Below are 22,846 nucleotides of genomic sequence, written 5' to 3'. Positions count from 1 at the left end.
CAGCTTCGCTCCCGTCACCGCTCCGTCCTGCAGCTGCTCCGCTCCTACCGAGCCTTCGCTCAGCTCCGCGCTGCCGATCGCTCCTGCCGCGATATGCGACGATTCCACGCTGCCCGGCGCCAGCTTCACACCCGTCACGGCACCGTCCTGCAGCTGCTCCGTTCCTACCGAGCCTTCGCTCAGCTCCCTGCTGCCGATGGTACCCGCCGCGATATGCACAGCTTCAATAGCATCCGGTGCAATCTTGGCTCCGGTCACAGACTCATCCTGCAGCTTGGCACTGCCGATCGATTCAGATGTCAAATGACGGCTCTCAATCGAGCCGATGGCTAAATGCTCCGCCCCGATGACTTCGGGAGCAATCTTAGCCCCTGTCACGGCTTGATCCTGAACATGTTCCGTTCGGATCGACGCTTCTGCAACGTGGCTGCTTTGCACAGCTCCCTCCGCAAGCTTGGCAGAAGTAACCGATTCGTCCTGCAGTTGAACGGTCCCTATCCCATCAGAGCTTACATGGTGGCTGGTGACCGCACCTTCTGCCAAATGCCTGCTGCCCACGGCACCATCCGCCAGATGTGCGGCATCCACCGTGCCTCGAGCCAATTTTGCCCCGGTCACGGAATGCTCCTGCAGCTGTACCGAACCGACAGACCGCGCAGCAAGATGCTTTGCAGCAATGGACTCCCACGCCAGCTTCGCGCCAGTTACAGCCTCATCCTGCAGCTGTGCCGTGCCGACGGCGCTATCAGCGAGCTGCTCGGAGCCTACGGAGGCATTAGCTATATGCACAGCGCTTACGGCTGAATGTGCCAGCTTCACTCCTGTCACAGCTTCATCCTGCAGCTGTTCCGTACCCACGGCGCCTTCGCAGAGCTGCTCCGTACTTACGGAGCCTTCGCCTAAGTGAGCGGATTTCACGGCACCGAGCGCGAGCTTTGCTCCGGTGACCGATTGCTCCTGCAATTGCTTGGTACCCACGGCGCCTTCAACAAGATGGAGCGATGTAACAATCCCGGCTGCCAGCTTGGAGCCTGTTACCGATTGCTCCTGCAGCTGTTCCGTGCCCACCGTTCCTTCCGTGAGATGCCCTGCCTCTACAGAGCCCCATGCCAGCTTGCTCCCCGTCACAACCCCATCCTGCAGCTGTTCCGTACCTACCGCATCCGCAGACAAGTGACCGAAGCCTACAACACCCGGCGCCAGCTTCGCGGCTGTGACGGAATGCTCTTGCAGCTGATCCGTACCTACCGTTCCCGACGACAAATGTCCCAACTCGACCGCACCCGGTGCCAGCTTCTCAGCCGTCACCGACTGCTCCTGCAGCTGAGCGCTGCCAATCGCTCCGGCAACCAGATGAATCCCTTCCACGGAGCCCCATACCAGCTTGGAGCCCGTGATGGACTGCTCCTGCAAATGCTCCGTCCCGACGGTACCTTGACTCAGCTGCTTGCTTCCAACAGCTCCTTCGGCGAGGTGCTCCTTTTCAACAGCTCCCAAGGCCAGCTTGGAGCCGGTGACAGTTTGATCCTGAATATTGACGCCGCTTACCGAGTTCGGCGAAAGATGAACGGCTTTCACAACCCCTGTAATCAAATGCTCACTCAATACCGATTGGTCGGCAAGCTTCTCCGATGTTACCGAGCGATCCGCCAGTTTTTCCCGGGTTACCGCTTCGGTAGCGATGTGGGAGGCTTTAATCGCCGCCTTAGCCACATTAGGCGATTGTACGGAGCTAACAGCCAAATGCTCGGCAAGCACGGCTTCACGGCCGAGCTTTTCACTCGTTACGCTGGCATGGGCCAGCTTGGCTGTTGTAACGGATAAATTGGTCAGCTTATCGGTGGATACCGATTCACTTGCCAGCTTCGAGGTCGTTACACTTTGATTCGATAATTGTCCGGTTAATACCGAGCCTTCCTGAAGATGCTGATGCTGAATGGAGCCGAATGCCAGCTTCTCTGAGGTCACCGCACGATCCTGCAGCTTCGACGTAATCACCGACTGCTCCTGTAAATGCTCCTTCCCGATGGCTTGCGAAGCGATATGAGCCGATTGGACCGCTCTATCGGCCAAATGCGTGCTGCTCACAGCACCTCCCGCCAAATGATCGGAGGTTACAGCCTTTTTAGTCAGCTTGGAGGAGGTCACGGAAAGATCACTCAGCTTCGATACGTTGACAGCTCCGTCGCAAAGCTGAAGCGAGCCGACGCTTTGTTCGGCCAGCTTACTTCCGGTAACCGAACCGTCTGTCAAATGATAGGTCTCAATGCTTTTGGATTGCAGATGGCGCCCCTCCACCGATAATTCCTGAAGGTGTGCGCCTGTAACCGCCAGGTTAGCCAGCTTACCCGAGGTCACTGCGCCGTCCTGCAAATGGGCTTCAAGCACTGACTCTCCTGCCAAATGTTCGCTGGTCACTTGATTGGGCGCAATGTTTCGGCTTCGAACAATATCGCCTGACAAATGCTCATTTAAAATCACATTGGACTGCAAATGCTCTGAGGCTACGCTCCAAGGCGCCAGCTTTTCTTCGGTAACCGCATGGTTATCCAGCTTTTGTGAAGTAATCTCGCCGTCGGCGATTTTGGCCGCGGTGATGGATTGATCCCTGATCTTCTCCGCCGTCACGGACATATCGGCCAGCTTGGCGGTATTCACAACATAATTTGCGAGGTTGTTGGTCTGAATGGTTCCACTTCTTATTTTTTCAGAAGTAATGGACTGATTGAGGATCAATTCCCCGGTAATCGCCTCTTCCGCCAGATGCTTTGTATGAATAGATCTTTCCGCGATTTTCATCGCATCAATGGTCTTATCGGCCAGCTTCTCGGAAGTGATGCTATTGTCCTGAAGCTTCTCCCCGCTGATGGCCCGTTCCTGGATTTTCTCTCCCGATATGGCATAAGAGGCGATATGCTCCTCTGTAACGGAGCGGAATCCAAGCTTTTGCTGCGTGACGCTGCGGTCCCCGAGCTTTGACGTCGTAACCGCGTAGTCGTCCAGCTGCTCTTGACCTACGGCCCCGTGCTTGATTTTCGTCCCGTCAATAGCTTTATGTGCAATTTTCTCCCGGGTAATCGATTCATCCGCGATGTCATCCGTATACACAATCGGACCAGCGGTCTGAGCCTGCTTGCGCTGGCGCACCATAGACTCCACGGAAACGGGGCGGGAAACCACCTTCGCAGCAGCAGGCTCCTCCTTCGGCTGTACGGTTATAATTTCATTGCGAACCACTTCCACAGGGGGCGTTTGCACCTGTACGGCTTCCGGCTGTACCGGTTTTTCCTCCAATACCAGATGGCTGATGATGACGTCATTGTTCGTCTCCGTGCGCTCTCTCTTGCTTCTATCCTCCTCCTGAATTTTGTCCAGCCACTTTAATTCGTTAATAAAAGAGGCCCCTCTTCGTTTTCCTCGAACAAGGCTTGCTTTGCTTTCGCTTCGGGTGTGTTTCTTCATTTCGCACTTCCTCCCTTAATGGTTCCATGCTATTTCAAGAGACGTTGGGTGCCCCTTGGTTACCAGAAGTAGTCATTTGTAACATATGCATTCACCCAGAAGGAAGTCATAGGGTTCACCAAAAATAGGCGTAAACCTACTGCGCGTCACATGAAGCATCAAATTTCAGACCGAACATTTCAATAAAAAACGCCTTGCGGCGTCCTTGGCCGAACCCTAAACGTTTGTGCTAGCTCCTTTAATTCTGGCAAAGAAAAACAGCCCTCCTCATACGAAGAAGGCTGTTCCCATTAACGCTGACACCGATAAAACCACTAAGGGGTGCAGCTTATATTTAACTATGCCTACAACAGCAAAAACAAAAATGATAGCCAGCATCAGCGTGTGTGCGTTCAGCCCCAGAAGAGGCTGACCGTTCTTTGCGACGCGGTACGCTGCATAAAGCACCAAAGCGGCAACCATCGGCTTTAAGCCGTAAAATAGGGCCTTCATGAACTTATCGCGGCCCGCTTTATAAAAAAACAAGGCCAAGGCCACGATAATCAGAAACGACGGCAAGATCATCCCGAACGTAGCTGCAAGCGCGCCAGCAATCCCTGCGGTCTTGTATCCGATAAGAACAGCGCTGTTGGTGGCAATCGGCCCGGGAGACATACCCGCGAGGGCAACCGCATCGGCAAAAGCAGAAGGGGTCATCCAGGCCTGCGCTACCACTTCATGCTCAATGACGGAGAGAATGGCAAAGCCTCCGCCGAAGGAAACCAGTCCAATTTTAAAAAAAGTCCAAAATAATGAAAACAGCACCGTTCAACGCCCCCTTCCGTCTCAAATACCGTCACCCCAAATATATTGACCTTGTTGAATCAACGATGGAGCGGCGGAGTCGGACTCGGAGGACGTCTGTCTTCCCAGAACAACGCCCCACTTTTCTTTCCATTTATAAAATACAAAACCGGCTGCAGTACCAAGCAGCAGCAGTACTGCGGGATGAAGACCGGTGAATAACAGCGCAGCCAAGGCTCCAACCACAATGAGAGTGGTCATTGTATCGTACACTGCAGATTTCAACATGCGCCATCCGGCTACAGCGATAAAAGCCACGACGGCTGCATGAATCCCTTCAAAGGCAGCCGTAACCTTTTTCATCTCATGCACGGCCGAATAACCTATTGTTAATAGAAGCATAATAACAAAGGTAGGCAAAGAAATGCCCAGTACAGCTGCAATTGCCCCTTGAAGCCCGGCCAAACGGTAGCCTATCAAAGTAGCGGCATTGATCCCAATGCCCCCCGGTGCCGACGAGGCGATCGACAGCACATCATTCATTTCCTCCGAATCCATCCACTCGCGGGTATCGACGATCTCCTTCTCTATAACCGGAATCATCGCATAGCCTCCGCCGAACGTAACCGGGCTTATTTTGCTAAAGGATAGAAACAAATTCCACAGCAAGGACGCTTTCCTCGTGTTGCGTTCCCCATTCATCTACAGCATCCCCTGTCCATTGTGACCTTGTACGTCCATTATAACCGACTTTTTATCTTTTTGGAATAAACTATTGCATAAAAAATCCTTATCCCAAACAAAACATGTCGTTATAGCTTATTTCCAACGTAAAAGTCTTCTTTATTCAGCGGGATACTATGAATTAATGAGGCCTTTATTTCATTTTTATTTTTTCATTTTTGGAACCGACCTGTATAACGCCAGCCACCGTTCCGCCGTACGCTCCCAGGTAAACTGCTCTCTTACCTTACGGATGCTTTCCTCCCCCAATTGGCGCACAAGTCTCTCCTGCTGGAGCAAAGTTACGATCCACGGCGTCAGTTCTTTATTCAGTACCGACGCATCCACCAAATACCCGGTTACCCCATGATCGATAATTTCCTTCATCCCGCCGGCCCTCGTAGCCACTACCGGAACGCCCGATGCCATAGCTTCGACATTCACCAGTCCGAAGGCTTCCTTCTTATTTGAAGGCACTACCAGCACATCGGCTAAGCGAAACCACGCAGCAATCTCCGAGTGCGGAACATAAGAAACAAAACGGATGTGCCTCGGCATCTGTCTGGCGATCCGGTACAGCTTTTGCACATAGGGGGTCACCCGCCCCGAGCCGTAATAAGCGCTGCCAACCACCAACAACACTACATCCTGGACCTGTGCAGCAATTTGAGGCATAGCTTGAAGCAGGTGATGAACCCCTTTGATCTCAATGAGACGGCCCACGTACAAAATAACCTTTTTCCCCGAATACCCGAGCTCTGAAAGCTTCCTCTCCCTCAGTGCCCGCCCTTCCTCTGACCAGCGGGAGATGAACGCCTCCATATCCACCCCAAGATGGTTCACAGCAATCTTCCCCCGGACGGCCGGCGCTTTACGGATCAGCTGCTCCTTCAAGAAATTACTGTTCACCACGATTCGATCGGCGGCAGCCAGACAACGGCGAAGCTCAGCGTCTCCGATATGCGGCCGGGAAACAAACGTCAAGGAATGAAGCACAAGCCAGATCGCGGCATTCGGATGAACCCTCCGCAGATGGCGTGCAAAACGCGGCCGATTCTCCACTTGAATCAACGCGGGACGCAGTTCATTAAGCTTGCGGGCTGCTTTGCGGATGTAAGCCTGGGGGGAAGAGGCCGGGACACGGACATAGGATACGCCGTCGATCACCTCCGAAGCCGCACTGCCCTTCACCGTTTTTCCGATGACAACAGGCTGCACTTCCCGTGTTAACCGTTTGGCAACCTGCTCCACAACAAGCTCAACCGAGCTGCTGGTTGCCGACGGGATAGCAAACGAGCCCGGTGAGATAATGACAACCACGGGTCGGCTCATACTGTGCCTCCTAACGTACGGACTAAACGAGAACCGTCTGAAATCCAATAATATTGCATCATATTCAGGGCACAGGTTCGTGGTTAAACCCAGGTTGAAAAGATTTGGCCTCCCGATAAAGAAGGGCTGCCGTGCAATGAAGCGAGACAGGCATCCCATAGTTCAATCAATGCCCACCGCACCTGTCCATAACGCGAAGGGCAAGCAACACATATGCTGTAGAATCAACCATGGTATATGCCAAATTGTCAGCCAAAGGAGTGAACCCCATGCAATCTCCCTACGTGGGCATCCTCGTCAACAACAAGCTTCACCGCAGAATCCCCTTAGGGAAAACCAAGTATGAAGCTGTGGATTTCTATGTAGAGGCAGGAAAAAAATACGGCTTTACACCTTGCTTTTTCCGGATCGAAGATTACCGGCTCGGGCGGCAGCAGGTTAGCGCTTATGTCATGGAATCCGGTTCGTTCGTCAAAAAAAACGTCCCCGCTCCGAATGTCATTCACAACCGGGCCATCTACTCCAGCATAAAGCAAAACAAGGAGCTCAAATCATGGGCGCAGGCGGGGAAACAAATATTTAACCGTTGGAATCGTTATGGCAAGCTGCAGATTCAAGAGCTTTTGAATGAGGAGCCTAATCTTCGCCCGCATTTACCGGGAACGTACGAGGCTACGGCAAGCAACATAGCGATCATGATGAGGCTTTATGACGAGCTTATCATTAAGCCCAATAAAAGCAGTATCGGACGGGGTATTATGAAGATGGAACGGATATCCACCGGCTGGAAGCTCACCTATCCCTTAAGCCTGAGCATTCATAACAAAAAATGGAGAACCATCTGCTTCAAGGGAACCCTATTACCGCTGCTCTTAAGGAGCAGATTGAGGAAAATGAAATACATCGTACAGCAGCGCCTCCCGCTTGCCACATTTCGCGGCCGCCCCTTCGATCTCCGGGTTTCGGTACAACGCGGCGGAAATGGCAGCTGGCAGGTAACAGGTATTGTTGCGAAGGTCGCCTCCAACAAAACCTTTTTGACCAACGTGGCCCAAGGGGGCTCCGTCTACAGGCTGGAAGACATATTGAAACAGGAGTATGCCCACCTGAAGACAAGCGAGGTCGTTCGTGACATTGAGGATTTCTCCATCCGTGTGGCCCGTTACCTGGCACAAAGCCTCCCTCATATGGCTGACCTCGGCCTCGATATCGGGATAACGACATACGGCTTTCCGATGTTTATCGAATGCAACAGCAAGGACCAGCGGTATAGCTTTCGCGAAGCGGGCATGGACAAAGAATGGAAATCTACCTATTTCACTCCAATGGCTTATGCCAAATATTTGTTGGACAAAAACCCGGTCATCCAAAGCGACCCTTAATCGGGCCGCTTTGGTCCTACCGGACGGCATGCCAACGACAACACCATAGTTAGTCCGTAACTAAAGTTTCAGTTTCAAAACCCGGCACCGGGTTCCCTTGCCCTTCCGCCGTTGTCGAATACCTGAAACAAGCCTTCACATGGTCGTTCACCATACCTGTAGCCTGCATAAACGCATAACATATTGTCGTTCCGACAAACTTGAAGCCCCGCTTCTTCAAATCCTTGCTCATCGCATCCGACTCCGGTGTGCTGGCCGGCACCTCACTTAACCGGGTTCTATGCTGATGAACGGGACTCCCCCCTACAAAGGACCAAATATACCGGTCAAAGCTTCCGAACTCATGCTTAACCTTCAAAAAAGCCTGCGCATTCGTGACCGCAGCCTGCACCTTCAGCCGATTGCGGATAATCCCCTCATCGGTCAGCAATGCTGCAAGCTTCTGCTCGTCATATGCCGCAACCAGCTCCGGGTCAAAGCCATCGAACACTTTGCGGTAATGCTCCCGCTTCTTTAATACGGTATACCAGCTCAAGCCTGCCTGTGCACCTTCGAGCACAAGCATTTCGAACAGCTTACGATCGTCATGAACAGGGACCCCCCATTCCTCATCGTGATATCGTATGTATAACGGGTCGGAATTGACCCACCCACAGCGTTCTTGCTCCATTAGCTCAGCCTCCGATTGCGATTTTGAATAATTCCATTGTATCACATGAGTAAGACAGGTTATGTCATATTTAAATGGAACACCAAAAAACCTCGTCCCCCAAAGGACGAAGTTTCGGTCAAACACTCTGTTACCCTCTCATGAAAAAAGCTCCTACACCGAGCGCAAGCAGGATTCCCCATACGGGGTTTAAATTCAGATACTGCACCATCACGAAGAAGGCCGCACCGAGCAAGAAGGGCAGAAAGCTGACAAACGAATGCGGTGAACCCTGGAACATGTATTTCGCAAAATCGTAAGCCAGCATCGCCATCATCACGAAGATGATGGGTTGAACACCGCGGATCATCCCTTTGATATAAGGGTTGTTATCCAGCTTCAGCATCACTCCGGCCAGCGCTACCATGATCAAGGCCGTAGGCATCACGACCGCAGTCAACGCAACAAGCATGCCGGCCCAGCCCGCCACCTTAAAGCCGATAAAGGCCGCCAATTTGGTAGCGATCGGTCCAGGCAGCGCATTTCCAAAAGCCAAAGTCCGTCCGAACTCCGCCGTATCCATCCACTGGTTCCGCGTGACCACCTGATCCTCATACAGCGGAATAATGGAAGGACCGCCGCCGTAGCCCAGCATCGTCGCCGTGCCGAACGCTGCAAACAGCTTCCATAAAGTCATTAGCATCTATCTCATTCCTTTGACTATGAGTTCGTCTTATAAGCAAGCTCTACCAACCGAAGGCAATGCCGTCCCCGCGGGGATCCGCCGCTCCGGAGAGCAGTCCGTCGGCTCCAATGGATATCCCCTGCGCCTGCCCCATCATCCCGTCCCAAGGATTCACCAGCTCCACCTTATGTCCCCACTGCCTGAGCTGGGCTGCAATCGGCTCGAAGCCTCTGTTCTCGATACGGAGTGCGTCACCGTCCTCTCCCCAGGTCCTCCCGTACACCCATCGCGGCAAAGCAAGCGCCTCTTGAATGGTGCAGCCATAATCCAGCACGCCTGTCATGACAGACAATTGAGTCTGAGGCTGCCCTTCGCCTCCCTGCGTCCCGAACAGCAGCACAGGCTTGCCGTTTCGGCAGATCATCGCAGGCATGAGGGTATGGAAGCATCTCTTGCCCGGTTCCAGCACGTTAACTTCCTTTGCATCCAACGAGAAGAACGAGCCTCTGTTTTGCATCAAAACACCGCTGGCTCCGGCCACATAAGCCGAACCAAAGTCGAAATACAGGCTTTGAATAAACGAAACCGCATTCCCTTCCTCATCAACGACTGCGGCATATGCCGTATCCTGCCCGATCGCCCGTGACAGGAACGGATCCCCTTGCGGCGGGTCCAGCCTTAGCTCCCGATACAGCTTGCGGGCATACTCCTTGGACAGCAAGTGATCCAGCGGTATGCTGACGAAGTCCGGATCCGTCAGAAAACGGTCCCGATCCCGGAACGCCTTCTTCACCACTTCCGTCATCAGATGATAAAATTCGGCGGAATCCCTGCGTACCGCCCCCAAATCAACGGATTCGAGCATATTCATCATCATCAATGCCGAAAAGCCTTGAGAGTTCGGAGGCATCTGAACTATTTCCTGCCCCCGGTAGGTTGTCGATACAGGCTCAACCCAATCGCTGTGATGGCGGATGAAATCTTCTTCCTCCAGACATCCGCCGTCCTTCCGAATGGCATCGACGATCAGCTGCATGACCTCGCCTTTATAAAACACATCCCGCCCCTGCTCCTGCACGGCCCGAAGCGTGACGGCAAGCTCCGGCTGAACGAGCCGGTCGCCCGGCAGCAGCAGCTTGCCCTGGGACATATATACGCGCGACAATGAATCCTGCGCCCGGATCAGCTCTTCATTGCGGCACATCCAATAATATAAATTCCGCGATACCGGGAACCCTTCCTCTGCGTAAGTAATGGCCGGTGCGAGCAGCGCCTCCCAGGGAAGCTTTCCGTAACGAGCTGACAGCTCCCACCAAGCATCTACCATACCCGGCACCGTAATCGCCGATTCCACGCCCCGCTGAGGTATCGCGGTGAATCCTCTATTTACATAAAAATCCGGTGTCGCCCGACGACCGGATCTTCCCGTTCCATTAAGACCTACTATGCGTTTCTCGCCCGCATGATACATGAGCATGAAGGCATCGCCGCCAAGCCCCGTCATATGCGGGTATACTACTGCAAGAGCAGCACTAATGGCCACTGCCGCATCAAAGGCATTGCCGCCCTGCTGTAAAATCTTCCCTCCCACCATGCTGGCCAGGTAGTGAGGTGCCGCAATCATCGCATGAAAAGCTGTCGGCATGATTGGATTCATGGTGAGTTCCTCCTTCGTGTTGAACACATTCATTTTTTTTAGAATTATAAAAACGGCGCCTCTACTTCTTATCGGCGTAAATATCCAAAGCGGCTTGAAGTGCCCGGCCGGCACGAACGTCGACCTGATGCCGGAGCAGAACAGCCTCCAGCGCACCCAGCAGGTGGAGCACATTTTTTCGGCTGCAGCTGTAACCCATCGTACCAATCCGCCAAATACGGCCTTTCAACGGTCCGAAGGAGCTGGCGATCTCGATGCCGAATGCATCCAATAGCATGGAACGGACCGACTCCCCGTCCAAGCCCTCCGGTATTTCAATGCAGGTTACCACCGGCAGCTTGCAGGACGCATCCCCGTAAAAGGTTAGCCCCATAGCCTCCAGTCCGCTGACCAAAGCCCGTTCATGAAGCAGATGCCGTTGGAAGCGAGGCTCAAGCCCTTCCTGGAGCGCAATCCGCAAGCCCTCGCGGAGCGCATAAAGCATGGACGTCGCTTCCGTATGATGATTGAGACGGGCCGGGCTCCAATAATCCTGCAATTGGCTCAAATCCAAATAGTTGCTTTGGACCGTTCGTCCCATTGACGCTGGAGCGGGTGTTTGATCCCGGAGTCCCCGCTCGATTTTTTTGCGGCGGAGCACCTTTTTCTCCACGCGATCGTTGTACGTAATGGGCGACATCCCGCTCGGAACGGACAAGCATTTTTGCGTGCCGCCGATGACCGCATCCAGCATCCACTCGTCCGTCTTGACATCGACCCCGCCGATCGTAGCAACGGCGTCAACAATAATCAGAATGTCGCGTTCCCGGCACGCTGCGCCAATGTCAGCTAACGGTTGGATGCGTCCCGTCGAGGTTTCTCCATGAACGATTGCGACAATATCCGGCTTCTCCCGGTCTATAGCTTCTATCACTTCACTGGAGTCGAATACCCGACCCCATTCTTTTTCGATCGTAACGACTTCCGCCCCGCAGCGCTCGGCAATTTCCCACAGCAGATAGCCGAACCGCCCATAGATAGGAATAAGCACCTTATCCCCAGGCTCGATAACACTGGTTAATACCGCTTCGATCCCGCTTCGGGAAGTACCGTCCACAGGATAAGCCCACTGGTTATGCGTTTGAAAAAGATGCCGCAGCATCTCCATCGTTTCATTCATTAACGTGGTAAACTCCGGGTCAAACTGGCCTAATATAGGAAAAGACATCGCCCGAAGCACCCTGGGATCGACCTCCACAGGTCCGGGAGTCAGGATGGTCCGCGGAGAAGGATTTAAATCGCCGTAGGTTTTCATCGTATCATTCCTTTCATCGCATCCGTGCTGCCGGCGGAGTAACCCAAATCATACAGCAGTCGGGATAACACAAAAACACCTGTGCCCAAATCTTCTAATGAGGTATATTCGAGCGGTGAATGACTGATGCCCCGATGGCTCGGAACGAAGATCATCGCCGTCGGGCACACCCGTTGAAACATCTGTGCATCATGTCCCGCACCGCTCACCATATGCCGGTAAGGAATACCGTACTGTTGGCATATCGATTCGGTTAGAGAAGACAAGGACGAAGTCATCGGCGCCGGGGCCGCATCCATCCAAAGCGAATGCTGCAGGCCTAGCTCCTGTGCAGCCGCTATGCGCTCGAACTGCTCCAGCATCGCTGTGCAGAAACGATCCAGCACGTCAGCCTGGTCATGCCGAACATCAACCGTAAAGGTAACCTGGCCCGGAATGACATTGGACGTATTCGGCACGAGCTCCAAGCGGCCTACCGTAGCTACCAACGGGGCACCGTATTTCAATGCGGATGCCCGCAGCCATTGCATCATATCCACGGCGCCGGCCAAAGCATCCCGCCTCAGAAGCATCGGCGTCGTTCCCGCATGGTTGGCCTCTCCGTTCACCTCGAAGGTGAACCGCCGTTGGCCTGCGATCGCATCCACGATCCCGACGGACAAGCCTTCTTTTTCCAATACAATCCCCTGCTCTACGTGAAGCTCGATGAATGCCGCAATATCGGAACGGACAGGGTCCTTCTGCTCGGGTCGGCCGAAGCCTGCCGCCTGCATCGCATCCTCGAAGCGGATCCCGTCGGCATCCCGAAGCCCTGCCACATCCTGCAGGCCCAAAGCGCCGGTAATGCTGCCCGAGCCCCAGTACGCTTTAGGAAAACGGCTTCCTTCCTCCTCGCACATGGAAACGATCTCGATCGACCGCTCGGGCCTGCCATGATGCTCAAGGATATATTCCAAAGAAAGCAGTGCGGCGGCAATGCCGTAAGCTCCGTCATAGCGTCCGCCCTGCGTAACCGTATCGATATGAGAGCCTGTAACAATGGCGGGAGCCTTCGGATTCAAGCCTTCCAAGCGTCCGTAAACATTGCCGGACCGATCGAACGATACGGTCAAGCCGGTTTGTTTCATCCGTTCCGCCAAAGCCTGCTGGGCTTCAAGCCAGCTCTCGGAATAGAGCAGCCTGGTCACTCCGCCGCTCGGGTCCGCACCATACCGCGACAGCCACAGCAGCAATTGTTCCGTTTGCTGGCCGAGCCTTGCGCACTGTTCTTTTGCCTCTTCATGGATCATGGACAACCATTCCTTCATCATCGTCCCCCCTCGCTCTTCCCGGGCTGGTCATTGCCTTGCTGCCGATTCAGCCGCTACAGCCCTTTGTGCCGCACTGCCTGCCTCGTATTTCCTCGGCTTCACCCATTGTCCATGCCCCAACGCACCGACAAGCCCATTGCCGACATGATACACCTCTTGTCCCCGGCATAAGGTTATCGCCACCCGCCAGGAAAAGGTCCTGCCCACATAAGGGCTATGCTTATGGCGGGAATACAGCTGCTCCGTCTGGAGCGTATAGTTAGCCTTCGGATCCACTACAACCAGATCCGCATCGGCGCCGATTCGGATCTCGCCTTTGCGATGCTCCAAGCCGAAACGTTGGGCAGGCCGGTAGGAGAGCATTTCCATCAGCTCCGTAAGCGGCATGCCCTTCAGGACATGCGCTTCGTGCAGCATGACCTCCAGCGTGCTCTGCGCACCGGAGATACCGCCCCAGGCATCGAAGAAGCTGCCGCTCTCCGGTTCCTTCATGCCCGCAGGGCAAGGGGAGTGGTCGGACGCAATCACATCGACGCGCCCCCCCTGAACAGCCGACCACAATCGCTGCTGTTCCGATTCGTTACGCAGCGGCGGCGCGCATTTGGCGACAGGGCCCAGCGTCTGCATGTCATTCTCGGTAAGAGCCAGGTAGTGGGGGCACGTCTCGACCGTTACATCCATCCCCGCAGCTTTCGCGCGGTCGATCAGCTCGATCGACGCCTCGCTGCTGATGTGCACGAAATGCAGAGCACATCCGGTATGCCGGGCATAGAACAATGCCCGATTGACCGCTTCCAGCTCCGCGAGCACCGGGCGGCTCGCCGCGAAATCCAGCGCAGACGTCAAGCCTGCGCTCTGCGCGCGCTGCGCCAGCCGGGCCGTGAGCGAATCGCTCTCCGCATGTAGCGCCAATACGCCGCCCAGCGCGGCAATCCGTTTCATGCCTTCAAATAAAGTGAGGTCATCCACCTCACGGAATATATCCTCTCCCTCTCCCCCAGGGGAAGAGAGAAACGCCTTGAAGCCGACGACACCGGCTTCCGCCAAAGCCTCCAACTGGTCCTTGTTGCCGGGAACCAAGCCTCCCCACAACGCATAGTCCACATACGATTGTCCTTTCGCAGCATTGAGCTTTTGCTCGAGGGCGGCCGTATGGACCGTAGGGGGAGCGCCGTTCAAAGGCATATCCACATAAGTAGTCACACCCCCTGCAGCCAAAGCCGCCGAACCGGTTGCAAAGCCTTCCCAATGTCCCATACCGGGTTCATTGAAATGTACATGCACATCCACCGCCCCCGGCAGCACATATTGCCCTCCCGCATCGATAATCCGGGCATGGCCTGCTTCGAGCTTGTCAGCCAGTTCAACGATCACTCCGTCGCGGATTCCGATGTCCAGCTGACGAACCTCACCGCGGAGTACCACCATTCCGTTCATAATTACCGTATCCAAAGTCGCCCTAGACATGGAACTTCCCTCCTCGCTCTTTCCAATCCCGAAAAGCCTCTGTACAAACGATGCATCCGTTCCCTGCTGCAGCCCGTTGCCGGGTCTAGCTCCCCCGGTACGTGCTGTAGCCCCCTGGAGCAACAAGCAGCGGAACATGGTAATGACTGTCCGCATCTCCAACACCGAAGCGGATCGGAACTTCATCCAGAAACGGAATGGAAGCTCCCTCCGGCTCGCCGCCCTTACCGCCCCGCTGCTGCTGCGCACGGTAATATTCCGCTACATGAAACACGAGCTCATAAACACCGGTACGCAGCAGTTCTCCTTCCAACAAAGGGCTATCCACCCGACCGTCCGCATTCGTTGAGCCGCCTAGCAGGTGAAGCCGTTCGCCAAGCTCATTGAACCGGTACAATTCCAGCCGCATGCCTTCGGCCGGCTTTCCGCAGGATAGCTCCAGCACATGTGTCGTTAACCGTCCCGCCATCGGCATCCTCCTTCTTTCTTCTTCCATTACTTTTATTGATGTATGAGATCGTTCAATCGAAACCGGGCAATTTTGGAAACCTCATGCAGCGCCGTCTCCAGCTCCCTCTCCGGCTCATTGCCAACCCGCTGACGCATGGCCGCTGCTATTGTATCCTTGGTTTGTCCGCGAACCGCCATAATAAAAGGAAACCCGAACCGCTCCGTATACGCCCGGTTCCAGGCTGTGAATTGTTCATACTCCGCTGCGGTAAGCCGGTCCAGCCCGACCCCCTGCTGTTCTTTGACCGAGGCGTCGGTCATCTGAAGTCTTCCCGCCAAATCCGGATGTGCCCGGAGCAGCTCCAGCTGTTCCGAAAGCGCCGCCTCCTCTACCACTCTCACCATGGCACGGTGCAGCTGCTCCAGCGTCGAGAAAGGCCTGGCCGTCCAAGCCCTCTTGGCAACCCACGGCGAATGCTCGAAAATCCAGCCAAGTGATTCGATGAATGCCTCCGAGGTCATCCTGTTCACATGTCCTAATGTGATTTCCATGACAGATATCGCCTCCAGATTCAATTTCAAACCGCGTATATGTTATGTTTTATTACACGATTATGAGGTCGAGGGGGGCCACTGTCAACAGGATCAGCGGACATTCGGACGGTTTTTGTGCACTAAGACGAATGAAGCACACATTCTTAGGTTCCCGTGACTCTTTTTTTATAAAAGCATTTCCACATTCCATATGCGCTTCAACCGAGCCCTGCTCGTTTCCATATTTTCTTTACACCGTCCCCACCTTGACCCCCAGCTCAGTAAGCCAACGGCGGTAAGCGACCGAGAGAACATCCGCTTTATGATTCAGCTCAGCCTGCAAATCCAGTGGAAGCAGCTCCGGCTTCTGCGTTTCAATGATCCAGGCATCCTGCTCGAACACCGTATTTTGAAAATCGATAAACTGCTGGTCCGGCACATCGAAAGCATAATTTCTCGATACGACCATGTATACCGCACTCTCCATGTCGCTTACCGGATTAATTGTCAGCAAAATCCACAGCGTCTGCCCCGTGTCTGCATCCCGCTTCGACAAGCGGGCGGCCAGCGGCCGGAACACTTCTTTTACATACACGTAGGTTGTACCTTCCCGGGCCTCGGAGCCTGAATGGGCTACAGGTTGAAAAATAGGAATATCCTCCGTATAGATTCGGTCCGGCTCCTTGAAAATTTTGAAATCCGGCAGCTCCGCAAAATCCGGGTGGCCGAGCAGCCCGCCATGCACAAACATCAAATGGGCAAAATCCGTGAAGTTCTCAATAATCCGGGTCGCAGCGGCATTGACGTGATAAGGCCCGCAAGCGAGCGGCCGGTAAGCCGGGTTGTCAAACTCCTCGAAATCCGGCAGCGGCTTCGCCGGTTCTCCGATGCATACCCAGATCAAGCCGTATTTCTCCACACACGGGTAAACCGTCGCCGCAGCCCTTACCGGAATCCGTTCATCCTTACGCTGCGCCGGAATACAGACGCATTGCCCTTCGGTATTATACTTCCAGCCATGGTACGGACAGACCAGCACATCCTTCTCCACCCAGCCTTTCGACAGCATCGCCCCCCGGTGAATGCACAAGTCACGAACCGCATGCACTCCTTTGGGCGTCCGGTAGATTGCCACTCGTTCCCCCAGCACAATGACGCCCTGCGGCTTATCGCCCAGCTGTTCCGCCGCAAAAACGGGATGCCACTCGCGTTCCAACACCGGATCATTCAATCTTTCAACTGGTTTCATCGTCATAATCAACGCCTCCATCGATTTAAGTTTTATGATTCGTATACTCCCATCCGTCATGCTGCCAGGTTATTCGACGATACGAAATACAGGATATTCCGGTGAAAGCTTCTGCCGCAGACGATCCACTCTTGCTTGCGCCCTGCGAATGAGCTCCTGTTCATCTACGAAAGTACAAGCCCCATTCTCCACCACCACCTGACCATTAACGAGTACGGTATCTACATCATTCCCATTGGCATTATAGACAAGTGCGGAGCTCGCACGATGGACAGGACTAATGTGAGCCTTCATCATATCGACGATGACCACGTCCGCCTTTTTCCCCGGCTCCAGGCTCCCCAAGTCGTGCTCCCTGCCCATCGCCTTGGCTCCGTTCACCGTCGCCATTTGCAGCACCTCCATCGGAGGGAGCAAAGTCGAGTCCAGCCCATTGACCTTATGCAAACAGGCCGTAAATTTCAGTACCTCGAGGTTGTCCTGGCAGTTGTTGCTCCCCGGCCCGTCGGTGCCTAGCGCCACGTTGATACCCCGCTTCAGCATCTCCGGCACCCGCGCTACGCCTGAAGCCAAGTACATATTGGATACCGGGCAATGCACGACCGAAGCTCTCGCTTTGGCAATAGCCTCCAGCTCCCCATCATCCAGCCAAACGCCATGCACCACCTGGGTTCTGGGCCCCAGCAGTCCCACCGCATCCAGCAGCTCCAAATTCCGAAGACCGAAGCGGCTCATTGTATTTTCAATCTGCTCGCTTGTCTCGGCAACGTGCACATGGGAGATCAACTGCCGCCGCTCGCTGTACTTGGCCGCGTTCTCCAGAAACCCCCTGGAGCATCCGTATAAATTCAGCGGCCCCATCGCTATTTCGATACGCCCTGAGGCGGCGCCCTGCCATGCGTCCAGCAGCTTATCGGTGTTGGTGAAAATATCCGGCTCCGCCTCCCTTAGCCTCGGTTCATAGCTCAAATCTACGCCGCCCCGGGCCATACAGCCCCGAATGCCCGATTCCGCCATGGCTCGAAGCACACCGTTATCATTTTCCGGATGCGTATGCACATAGTGATGATCCATGATGTAAGTGGCTCCCGATTTCAAATTCTCGACACAGCCGATGAGAGCGGCCAAGTAGAAATCCTCCTCTTCCATGGCAAGGCATGAGGGCCATATGATTTGGCGGAGCCACTGGGCAAGCGGCATATCGTCCGATACCCCGCGCATAAACGTTTGGAACAAGTGCGTGTGCGTATTGACCAGACCGGGGATGACAGCCTTTCCCTCCGCGTTATGAACCCAGCCGGCATCTGCAAGCAAATCATCCTTGGAGCCGTCCTGCGGCCATGCGCCAACTTCCTTAATGACATCATGCTCGATGTATACATAACCCGGCTTCCACACTTTACATTCCCCATCCATCGTCAAAACCGTTCCGTTATAGATAAGCTTCGAGGACACGCCAATCACCTCATATTTAAATGTTATGTTTACTCACTCGAAATTCATGATTCAGATTAACCCAACCTCAGAATGTTATGTTGTATGACACGATTGTGGATTGAAAATCGTGCTCCGTCAACGCAAATGTTAATCACTTATGCCATATTTGTTTACGAATAACACATATTCAATCGTTTTTTGTTACGATTTATAACAAAAACCTTGGTAAGTAATTAAGACTAGGCTGCTCCATTTTTCGATGATACTATGTAATAATATATGACGTCGTAATTCGAAGGGATGTGATCCTGTGGAACTGCCTAACATTGATCAAGTGGATCAAGAAATCATAAGAATGCTGCTGGACAACGGCAGAATGTCCTATTCAAGGATCGGAGAGCTGTTGAATTTATCCCGGGTTGCAATCCAGAAACGGGTCGAGGCGTTGGTTCAAGCCGGGATTATCGAAAACTTCACCATTCGTGTAAATGCAACGAAGCTGGGTCAGTCCGTACCGGTTTTTTTCGAGGTAGAAGTGGAGCCGCGCCACGCGGAGTCGGTGGGGAATGCGTTGGCGGAAGAACCGAATGTCGTGAGCATTTATCAAATGACAGGGCCCAGCACGCTGCACATGCATGCTTTGTTAAAGAACGAGCCGGATTTGGAGCACTTTTTGTACAAAAAAATATACGCCCTGGAGGGCGTTGTTCGTGTGGAGACGCATTTAACCATCCGCAGATTCAAGCAGGGAACCGGGCTGGAGTTGTAAGGGGGGATATTTTTTTACTGAGCAGGATGCTCTCTTTCCTTCACGTAAGCGGAGGGGGACAGCCCGACTTCCCTTTTGAATACCTTATGGAAGTAAGACGGGTCGCAGTAACCCAAATATTCGGCTATATCCGCCACGGTCATGCGGGAATGCTGGAGCAAATAAATGGAACGCTTGATTCTCTCCGCATGAATATAATCGCCGATCGTTTGACCGGTCATTTCGCGAAAAAGCACCGCCGCATAGTTCGGGCTTTTATCTATAACGGAGCCAAGATCATCCTTGGTCACCCGTTCCCGGTAATGATTCTGGATATACAACTTCATCTGCTCCGCATGCCGCTGCTTCACAGTAGACCGGCGCCCCTCATCCATCTCCCGATTCCAATGGGTCAATGATTCCAGAAGCAGTGCCTGGCACATTGCTTCGCAGTAAGGAAGCTTCTCGCTCCATTGCTCGAACAACGTGCGGAAGCGCTGCTGGAGCAGCTCGAACCGTTCCGTTCGCCAATGCAGCGGCCTCGCCTCCGAAAGGATGGGCAGCAGACCGGCCCGGTCATTTACGCTAAAGGAAACGACATACTTTGCATGGGTTACAGTCGGAATCGACTTGCCATAGTAGGCGACTTGCTGGGGAAGCAGCAGCAGGTCGCCTTTTTCGAGCATCATTTTTTCCCCTTCCACCCAGTAAATGCATTTGCCGTAAGTCATCAGGACGACCGAATGCAAATGGACGCCCCGCTCCCCTTCATCGAACCAATGAACTCCCGTATCCTGTACGACATGATGAACCTGCAGCATATAGTCCCCGCCCCTTCCAATTACGTACTATTATACATCTGTCATACTATAGTTCATAGCGTGATTCGACATTTTTCCCTACAATGGGTTTCAACAGCAAACAACAAGGAGTGAAATCAAGCATGTTACGTAAAACTAAAATTATGTGTACCATGGGTCCGGCTTGCGACTCTGTAGATACTTTGAAGGAGCTTATCAAGGCAGGCATGAACGCAGCCCGGCTGAATCTTGCCCACGGCGATCTGGAGGATCATAAAGGAAGAATCGATCGGGTTCGCCAAGCGGCTGACGAGCTGGGAGCAACCGTGTCTATCTTGCTCGATATTAAAGGGCCGGAAATCCGCACCGGCTTGCTGCAGGATCCGTCTTACGAGCTGCGTACCAATGAGATGCTCACGCTGACGACGGAGCAAATTCAAGGTACGGCGAGCCGCATATCCGTTTCTTACGACGGATTAACCCGCGATTTGGTCGCAGGCTCCCGCATCTTAATCGACGACGGCTTGATCGAGCTGAAGGTCGAAGCGATCGAGGGAACGGAAATTCACTGCCGGATTTTGAACGGCGGCGTCATCAAGTCCCGCAAAGGCGTCAACCTGCCTGGCGTTCGCACCTCGCTGCCGGGCGTAACCGAGAGGGACATCATGCACATCCAATTCGGTATTGAGCAGGGTATCGATATTATCGCCGCATCCTTCGTCCGTAAAGCAAGCGACATCCTCGAGATTCGCCGCCTGCTGGAGGAGAATAACGCATCGCACATCCAGATCATCTCCAAGATCGAGAATCAGGAAGGCGTCGATAATCTGGACGAGATCCTTGAAGCTTCCGACGGCTTGATGGTAGCCCGCGGTGATCTCGGGGTCGAAATTCCGGTCGAAGAGGTTCCAATTATTCAGAAGCAAATGATTCTCAAAGGCAACGCTGTCGGCAAGCCTGTCATCACCGCGACCCATATGCTGGATTCCATGCAGTATAACCCGCGCCCGACCCGTGCGGAAGCGAGCGACGTGGCGAATGCGGTTTATGACGGTACCGATGTGCTGATGCTGTCCGGAGAAACGGCTGCCGGAAAATATCCGATCGAGGCAGTTCGTACCATGTCCGCTATCGCGGCTAACATCGAATCCTCGCTATCTTACGATGAAATCTTCTTGAAGAAGACAGCCATTCACAAAACGAACATTACGGAAGTGATCAGCCAGGCTGCTGTCAGCTCTTCGCTGAACCTGGAGGCGAAGGCTATCATTACCCCGACAGAGAGCGGCTTCAGCGCGAGAATGGTGGCCAAATACCGTCCGAAGGCACCCATTATCGCAGTTACGCCGGACGAGCGGGTTCAGCGCCGTCTCAGCATTTTCTGGGGTGTCATTCCTGTGAAAGGTCAGTCGGTGACTTCCACCGATGCCATGTTTGAATCCGCAATTCAATGTGCGACGCAAACCGGCATGGTAGCGTCCGGCGATCTTGTCGTCGTCTCTGCCGGCGTTCCTGTAGGACAATCCGGTTCGACGAACCTGATCAAGATTCAACACGTGTAGTCATTCAAAAAAAAGCCCGCCGAAATCATGTGCAGCTGCACTGCTTTTCCGCCGGACTCACCCAATATACAAAAAGCTGCAAGGTCCTCAGGGACCTGCAGCTTTTTTATTATACACCCGACAGTGGCATACCTTGATCACACACTTTTTTTATTTCTATTGGAGATGTCTAACCAAACGGCGAAAACCAAGATGCTGCCTTTCACCAAGTACTGCCAAAACGATTCCAAACCCATGAGTGACATTCCGTTGTCCAACGACGTCATCACCAAGGCGCCGAGAATCGCTCCGCTTACTTTACCGGATCCGCCCATTAGCGAGGTTCCGCCAATAACGCAAGCTGCAATCGCATCCATCTCCGCCATATTCCCGGCAGAAATCGTAGCGGAGGTCAAACGGGAGGTTAGTACGATCGAAGCTACGGAAGCCAGCAAACCGCTGAAAATAAAAACAATCATCGTTTTCAACCTGATATTAATTCCGGACATCCGTGCCGCCTCGATATTCCCCCCTATCGCATAAATATGGCGTCCGAAAGATGTTTTCGTCGATATAAACGAAAAGAGGATCGCCAATGCGAGTACGAAAATTATCGGAAACGGAATTCCTTTGTAACTATTTACAATCAGTACAAAAGCGACGACAAGCAGGCTAAGACCGGTTACCTTCAGCAAATCGATCGCAAGCGGCTCGACATGAAATCCATACCGCTGTCTTGACTTACGTTTGTTAAAAGCGGACCAGACCAGGCAAATAATCGTTATTGCGGCTAAAATCAGTCCAAATCCTTTGGCAAAATAAGCATTGCCCATAAGTGCAAATACAGGATCCGATACGGGAACCGTTACCGATTTGGTTACCCCCATTAACAGGCCCCGAAAGACAAGCATGCCGCCTAAAGTCACGATAAATGCCGGGACCGCTTTATAGGCAACAAGCCATCCCTGCAGCATACCCAGCACTAAGCCCACCGCGAGGGTGCCAAGTATGACAACAATTGTCGGCAGCCCCAACCAATTGCTGAGGATGGCAGCGATCCCGCCCGTTAATCCGACGATGGAGCCGACGGACAAATCGATATGCCCTGCTACGATGACCAGCACCATACCAATGGCCAAGATGGACGTAACCGACATTTGTGTGAACAGGTTGGATAGATTTCGAGGAGTCAGAAACGTATCGTTTAATAGTCCAAATAAAACCCATATTAAAATTAAGGCACCCACCATCGTATAGGCGCGAACATCCATTTTGAATAAAGATTTCCACCATGTGTTTTGCTGACTCATCTCGGTTGGATCGGTTCTTTGTTGTGTGGCCAT

General features: G+C 53.5%; 18 protein-coding genes and 1 pseudogene. 3 read left to right on the top strand and 16 right to left on the bottom strand.

The features are described 5' to 3' along the window. The 4 genes and pseudogenes from CF651_RS06885 to CF651_RS06870 all read right to left on the bottom strand — a co-directional run. Nucleotides 1-3,462: pseudogene (locus CF651_RS06885) on the bottom strand (hypothetical protein); the annotation flags it as partial. A gap of 267 nt (nucleotides 3,463-3,729) precedes the next feature. Next, the gene (locus tag CF651_RS06880) at nucleotides 3,730-4,266 is read right to left on the bottom strand and encodes a chromate transporter (protein WP_094014094.1); all 537 of its coding nucleotides are present in this window, start codon (nucleotides 4,264-4,266) and stop codon (nucleotides 3,730-3,732) included. Nucleotides 4,267-4,287: 21 nt separating this feature from the next. Further along, entirely contained in the window at nucleotides 4,288-4,947 is a 660-nt protein-coding gene (locus CF651_RS06875) for a chromate transporter (protein ID WP_094014093.1), read from the bottom strand. A gap of 186 nt (nucleotides 4,948-5,133) precedes the next feature. Further along, on the bottom strand, nucleotides 5,134-6,300 hold the full coding sequence (locus tag CF651_RS06870) for a glycosyltransferase family 4 protein (RefSeq protein WP_094014092.1): 1,167 nt from the start codon (nucleotides 6,298-6,300) through the stop codon (nucleotides 5,134-5,136). Between the two features lie 269 nt (nucleotides 6,301-6,569). Here CF651_RS06870 and CF651_RS06865 point away from each other — a divergent pair, with 269 nt between their 5' ends. Further along, the gene (locus CF651_RS06865; protein WP_094014091.1) at nucleotides 6,570-7,682 is read left to right on the top strand and encodes a YheC/YheD family endospore coat-associated protein; all 1,113 of its coding nucleotides are present in this window, start codon (nucleotides 6,570-6,572) and stop codon (nucleotides 7,680-7,682) included. A 49-nt stretch (nucleotides 7,683-7,731) separates the two neighbouring features. On the opposite strand, the gene CF651_RS06860 is transcribed toward CF651_RS06865, so the two are convergent. The 10 genes from CF651_RS06860 to CF651_RS06815 form a co-directional block, all read right to left on the bottom strand. Further along, the gene (locus CF651_RS06860; protein WP_094014090.1) at nucleotides 7,732-8,352 is read right to left on the bottom strand and encodes a DNA-3-methyladenine glycosylase I; all 621 of its coding nucleotides are present in this window, start codon (nucleotides 8,350-8,352) and stop codon (nucleotides 7,732-7,734) included. Nucleotides 8,353-8,482: 130 nt separating this feature from the next. After that, a complete protein-coding gene (locus tag CF651_RS06855; protein ID WP_094014089.1) occupies nucleotides 8,483-9,034 on the bottom strand; it encodes a chromate transporter in 552 nt (183 codons plus the stop codon). Between the two features lie 43 nt (nucleotides 9,035-9,077). Next, a complete protein-coding gene (ggt, locus tag CF651_RS06850; protein ID WP_094014088.1) occupies nucleotides 9,078-10,673 on the bottom strand; it encodes a gamma-glutamyltransferase in 1,596 nt (531 codons plus the stop codon). A gap of 61 nt (nucleotides 10,674-10,734) precedes the next feature. Beyond that, on the bottom strand, nucleotides 10,735-11,967 hold the full coding sequence (locus CF651_RS06845) for a pyridoxal-phosphate-dependent aminotransferase family protein (protein ID WP_094014087.1): 1,233 nt from the start codon (nucleotides 11,965-11,967) through the stop codon (nucleotides 10,735-10,737). Continuing rightward, complete coding sequence (gene allC / locus CF651_RS06840) at nucleotides 11,964-13,277, bottom strand: allantoate deiminase (protein ID WP_094014086.1); 1,314 nt, start codon at nucleotides 13,275-13,277, stop codon at nucleotides 11,964-11,966. Before allC ends, CF651_RS06845 begins: the two co-directional genes overlap by 4 nt. 27 nt (nucleotides 13,278-13,304) lie before the next feature. Then, nucleotides 13,305-14,744 carry an allantoinase gene (locus CF651_RS06835; RefSeq protein ID WP_094014085.1) on the bottom strand — a complete coding sequence of 480 codons (1,440 nt, stop codon included), beginning with the start codon at nucleotides 14,742-14,744 and terminating at the stop codon, nucleotides 13,305-13,307. Nucleotides 14,745-14,829: 85 nt separating this feature from the next. Next, the gene (gene uraH / locus CF651_RS06830) at nucleotides 14,830-15,213 is read right to left on the bottom strand and encodes a hydroxyisourate hydrolase (protein ID WP_094014084.1); all 384 of its coding nucleotides are present in this window, start codon (nucleotides 15,211-15,213) and stop codon (nucleotides 14,830-14,832) included. 32 nt (nucleotides 15,214-15,245) lie between these two features. After that, entirely contained in the window at nucleotides 15,246-15,746 is a 501-nt protein-coding gene (gene uraD, locus CF651_RS06825; RefSeq protein WP_094014083.1) for a 2-oxo-4-hydroxy-4-carboxy-5-ureidoimidazoline decarboxylase, read from the bottom strand. A gap of 232 nt (nucleotides 15,747-15,978) precedes the next feature. Continuing rightward, the gene (locus CF651_RS06820) at nucleotides 15,979-16,983 is read right to left on the bottom strand and encodes an aromatic ring-hydroxylating dioxygenase subunit alpha (protein ID WP_245855749.1); all 1,005 of its coding nucleotides are present in this window, start codon (nucleotides 16,981-16,983) and stop codon (nucleotides 15,979-15,981) included. A 63-nt stretch (nucleotides 16,984-17,046) separates the two neighbouring features. Further along, a complete protein-coding gene (locus CF651_RS06815) occupies nucleotides 17,047-18,432 on the bottom strand; it encodes an amidohydrolase family protein (protein ID WP_245855747.1) in 1,386 nt (461 codons plus the stop codon). Nucleotides 18,433-18,724: 292 nt separating this feature from the next. Here CF651_RS06815 and CF651_RS06810 point away from each other — a divergent pair, with 292 nt between their 5' ends. Then, nucleotides 18,725-19,183, top strand: coding sequence for an Lrp/AsnC family transcriptional regulator (locus CF651_RS06810; RefSeq protein WP_094014082.1), 459 nt, complete (start codon nucleotides 18,725-18,727; stop codon nucleotides 19,181-19,183). A gap of 14 nt (nucleotides 19,184-19,197) precedes the next feature. Here CF651_RS06810 and CF651_RS06805 read toward each other — a convergent pair whose 3' ends face one another. After that, nucleotides 19,198-19,983 carry a helix-turn-helix domain-containing protein gene (locus CF651_RS06805; RefSeq protein WP_094014081.1) on the bottom strand — a complete coding sequence of 262 codons (786 nt, stop codon included), beginning with the start codon at nucleotides 19,981-19,983 and terminating at the stop codon, nucleotides 19,198-19,200. A 122-nt stretch (nucleotides 19,984-20,105) separates the two neighbouring features. On the opposite strand from CF651_RS06805, the gene pyk reads away from it, so the two are divergent. Then, nucleotides 20,106-21,524 (top strand): pyruvate kinase, encoded by a 1,419-nt coding sequence (gene pyk, locus CF651_RS06800; protein ID WP_094014080.1) that lies wholly within the window; start codon nucleotides 20,106-20,108, stop codon nucleotides 21,522-21,524. Between the two features lie 137 nt (nucleotides 21,525-21,661). Here the strand turns inward: pyk and CF651_RS06795 are convergent, their stop codons facing one another. Further along, a complete protein-coding gene (locus CF651_RS06795) occupies nucleotides 21,662-22,846 on the bottom strand; it encodes a sugar ABC transporter permease (protein WP_094014132.1) in 1,185 nt (394 codons plus the stop codon).

This window comes from Paenibacillus rigui, assembly GCF_002234615.1.
Lineage (GTDB): Bacteria > Bacillota > Bacilli > Paenibacillales > NBRC-103111 > Paenibacillus_S > Paenibacillus_S rigui.
Note: the sequence above shows the minus strand (reverse complement) of the source record. Positions and strands in the feature narration are given on the sequence as shown.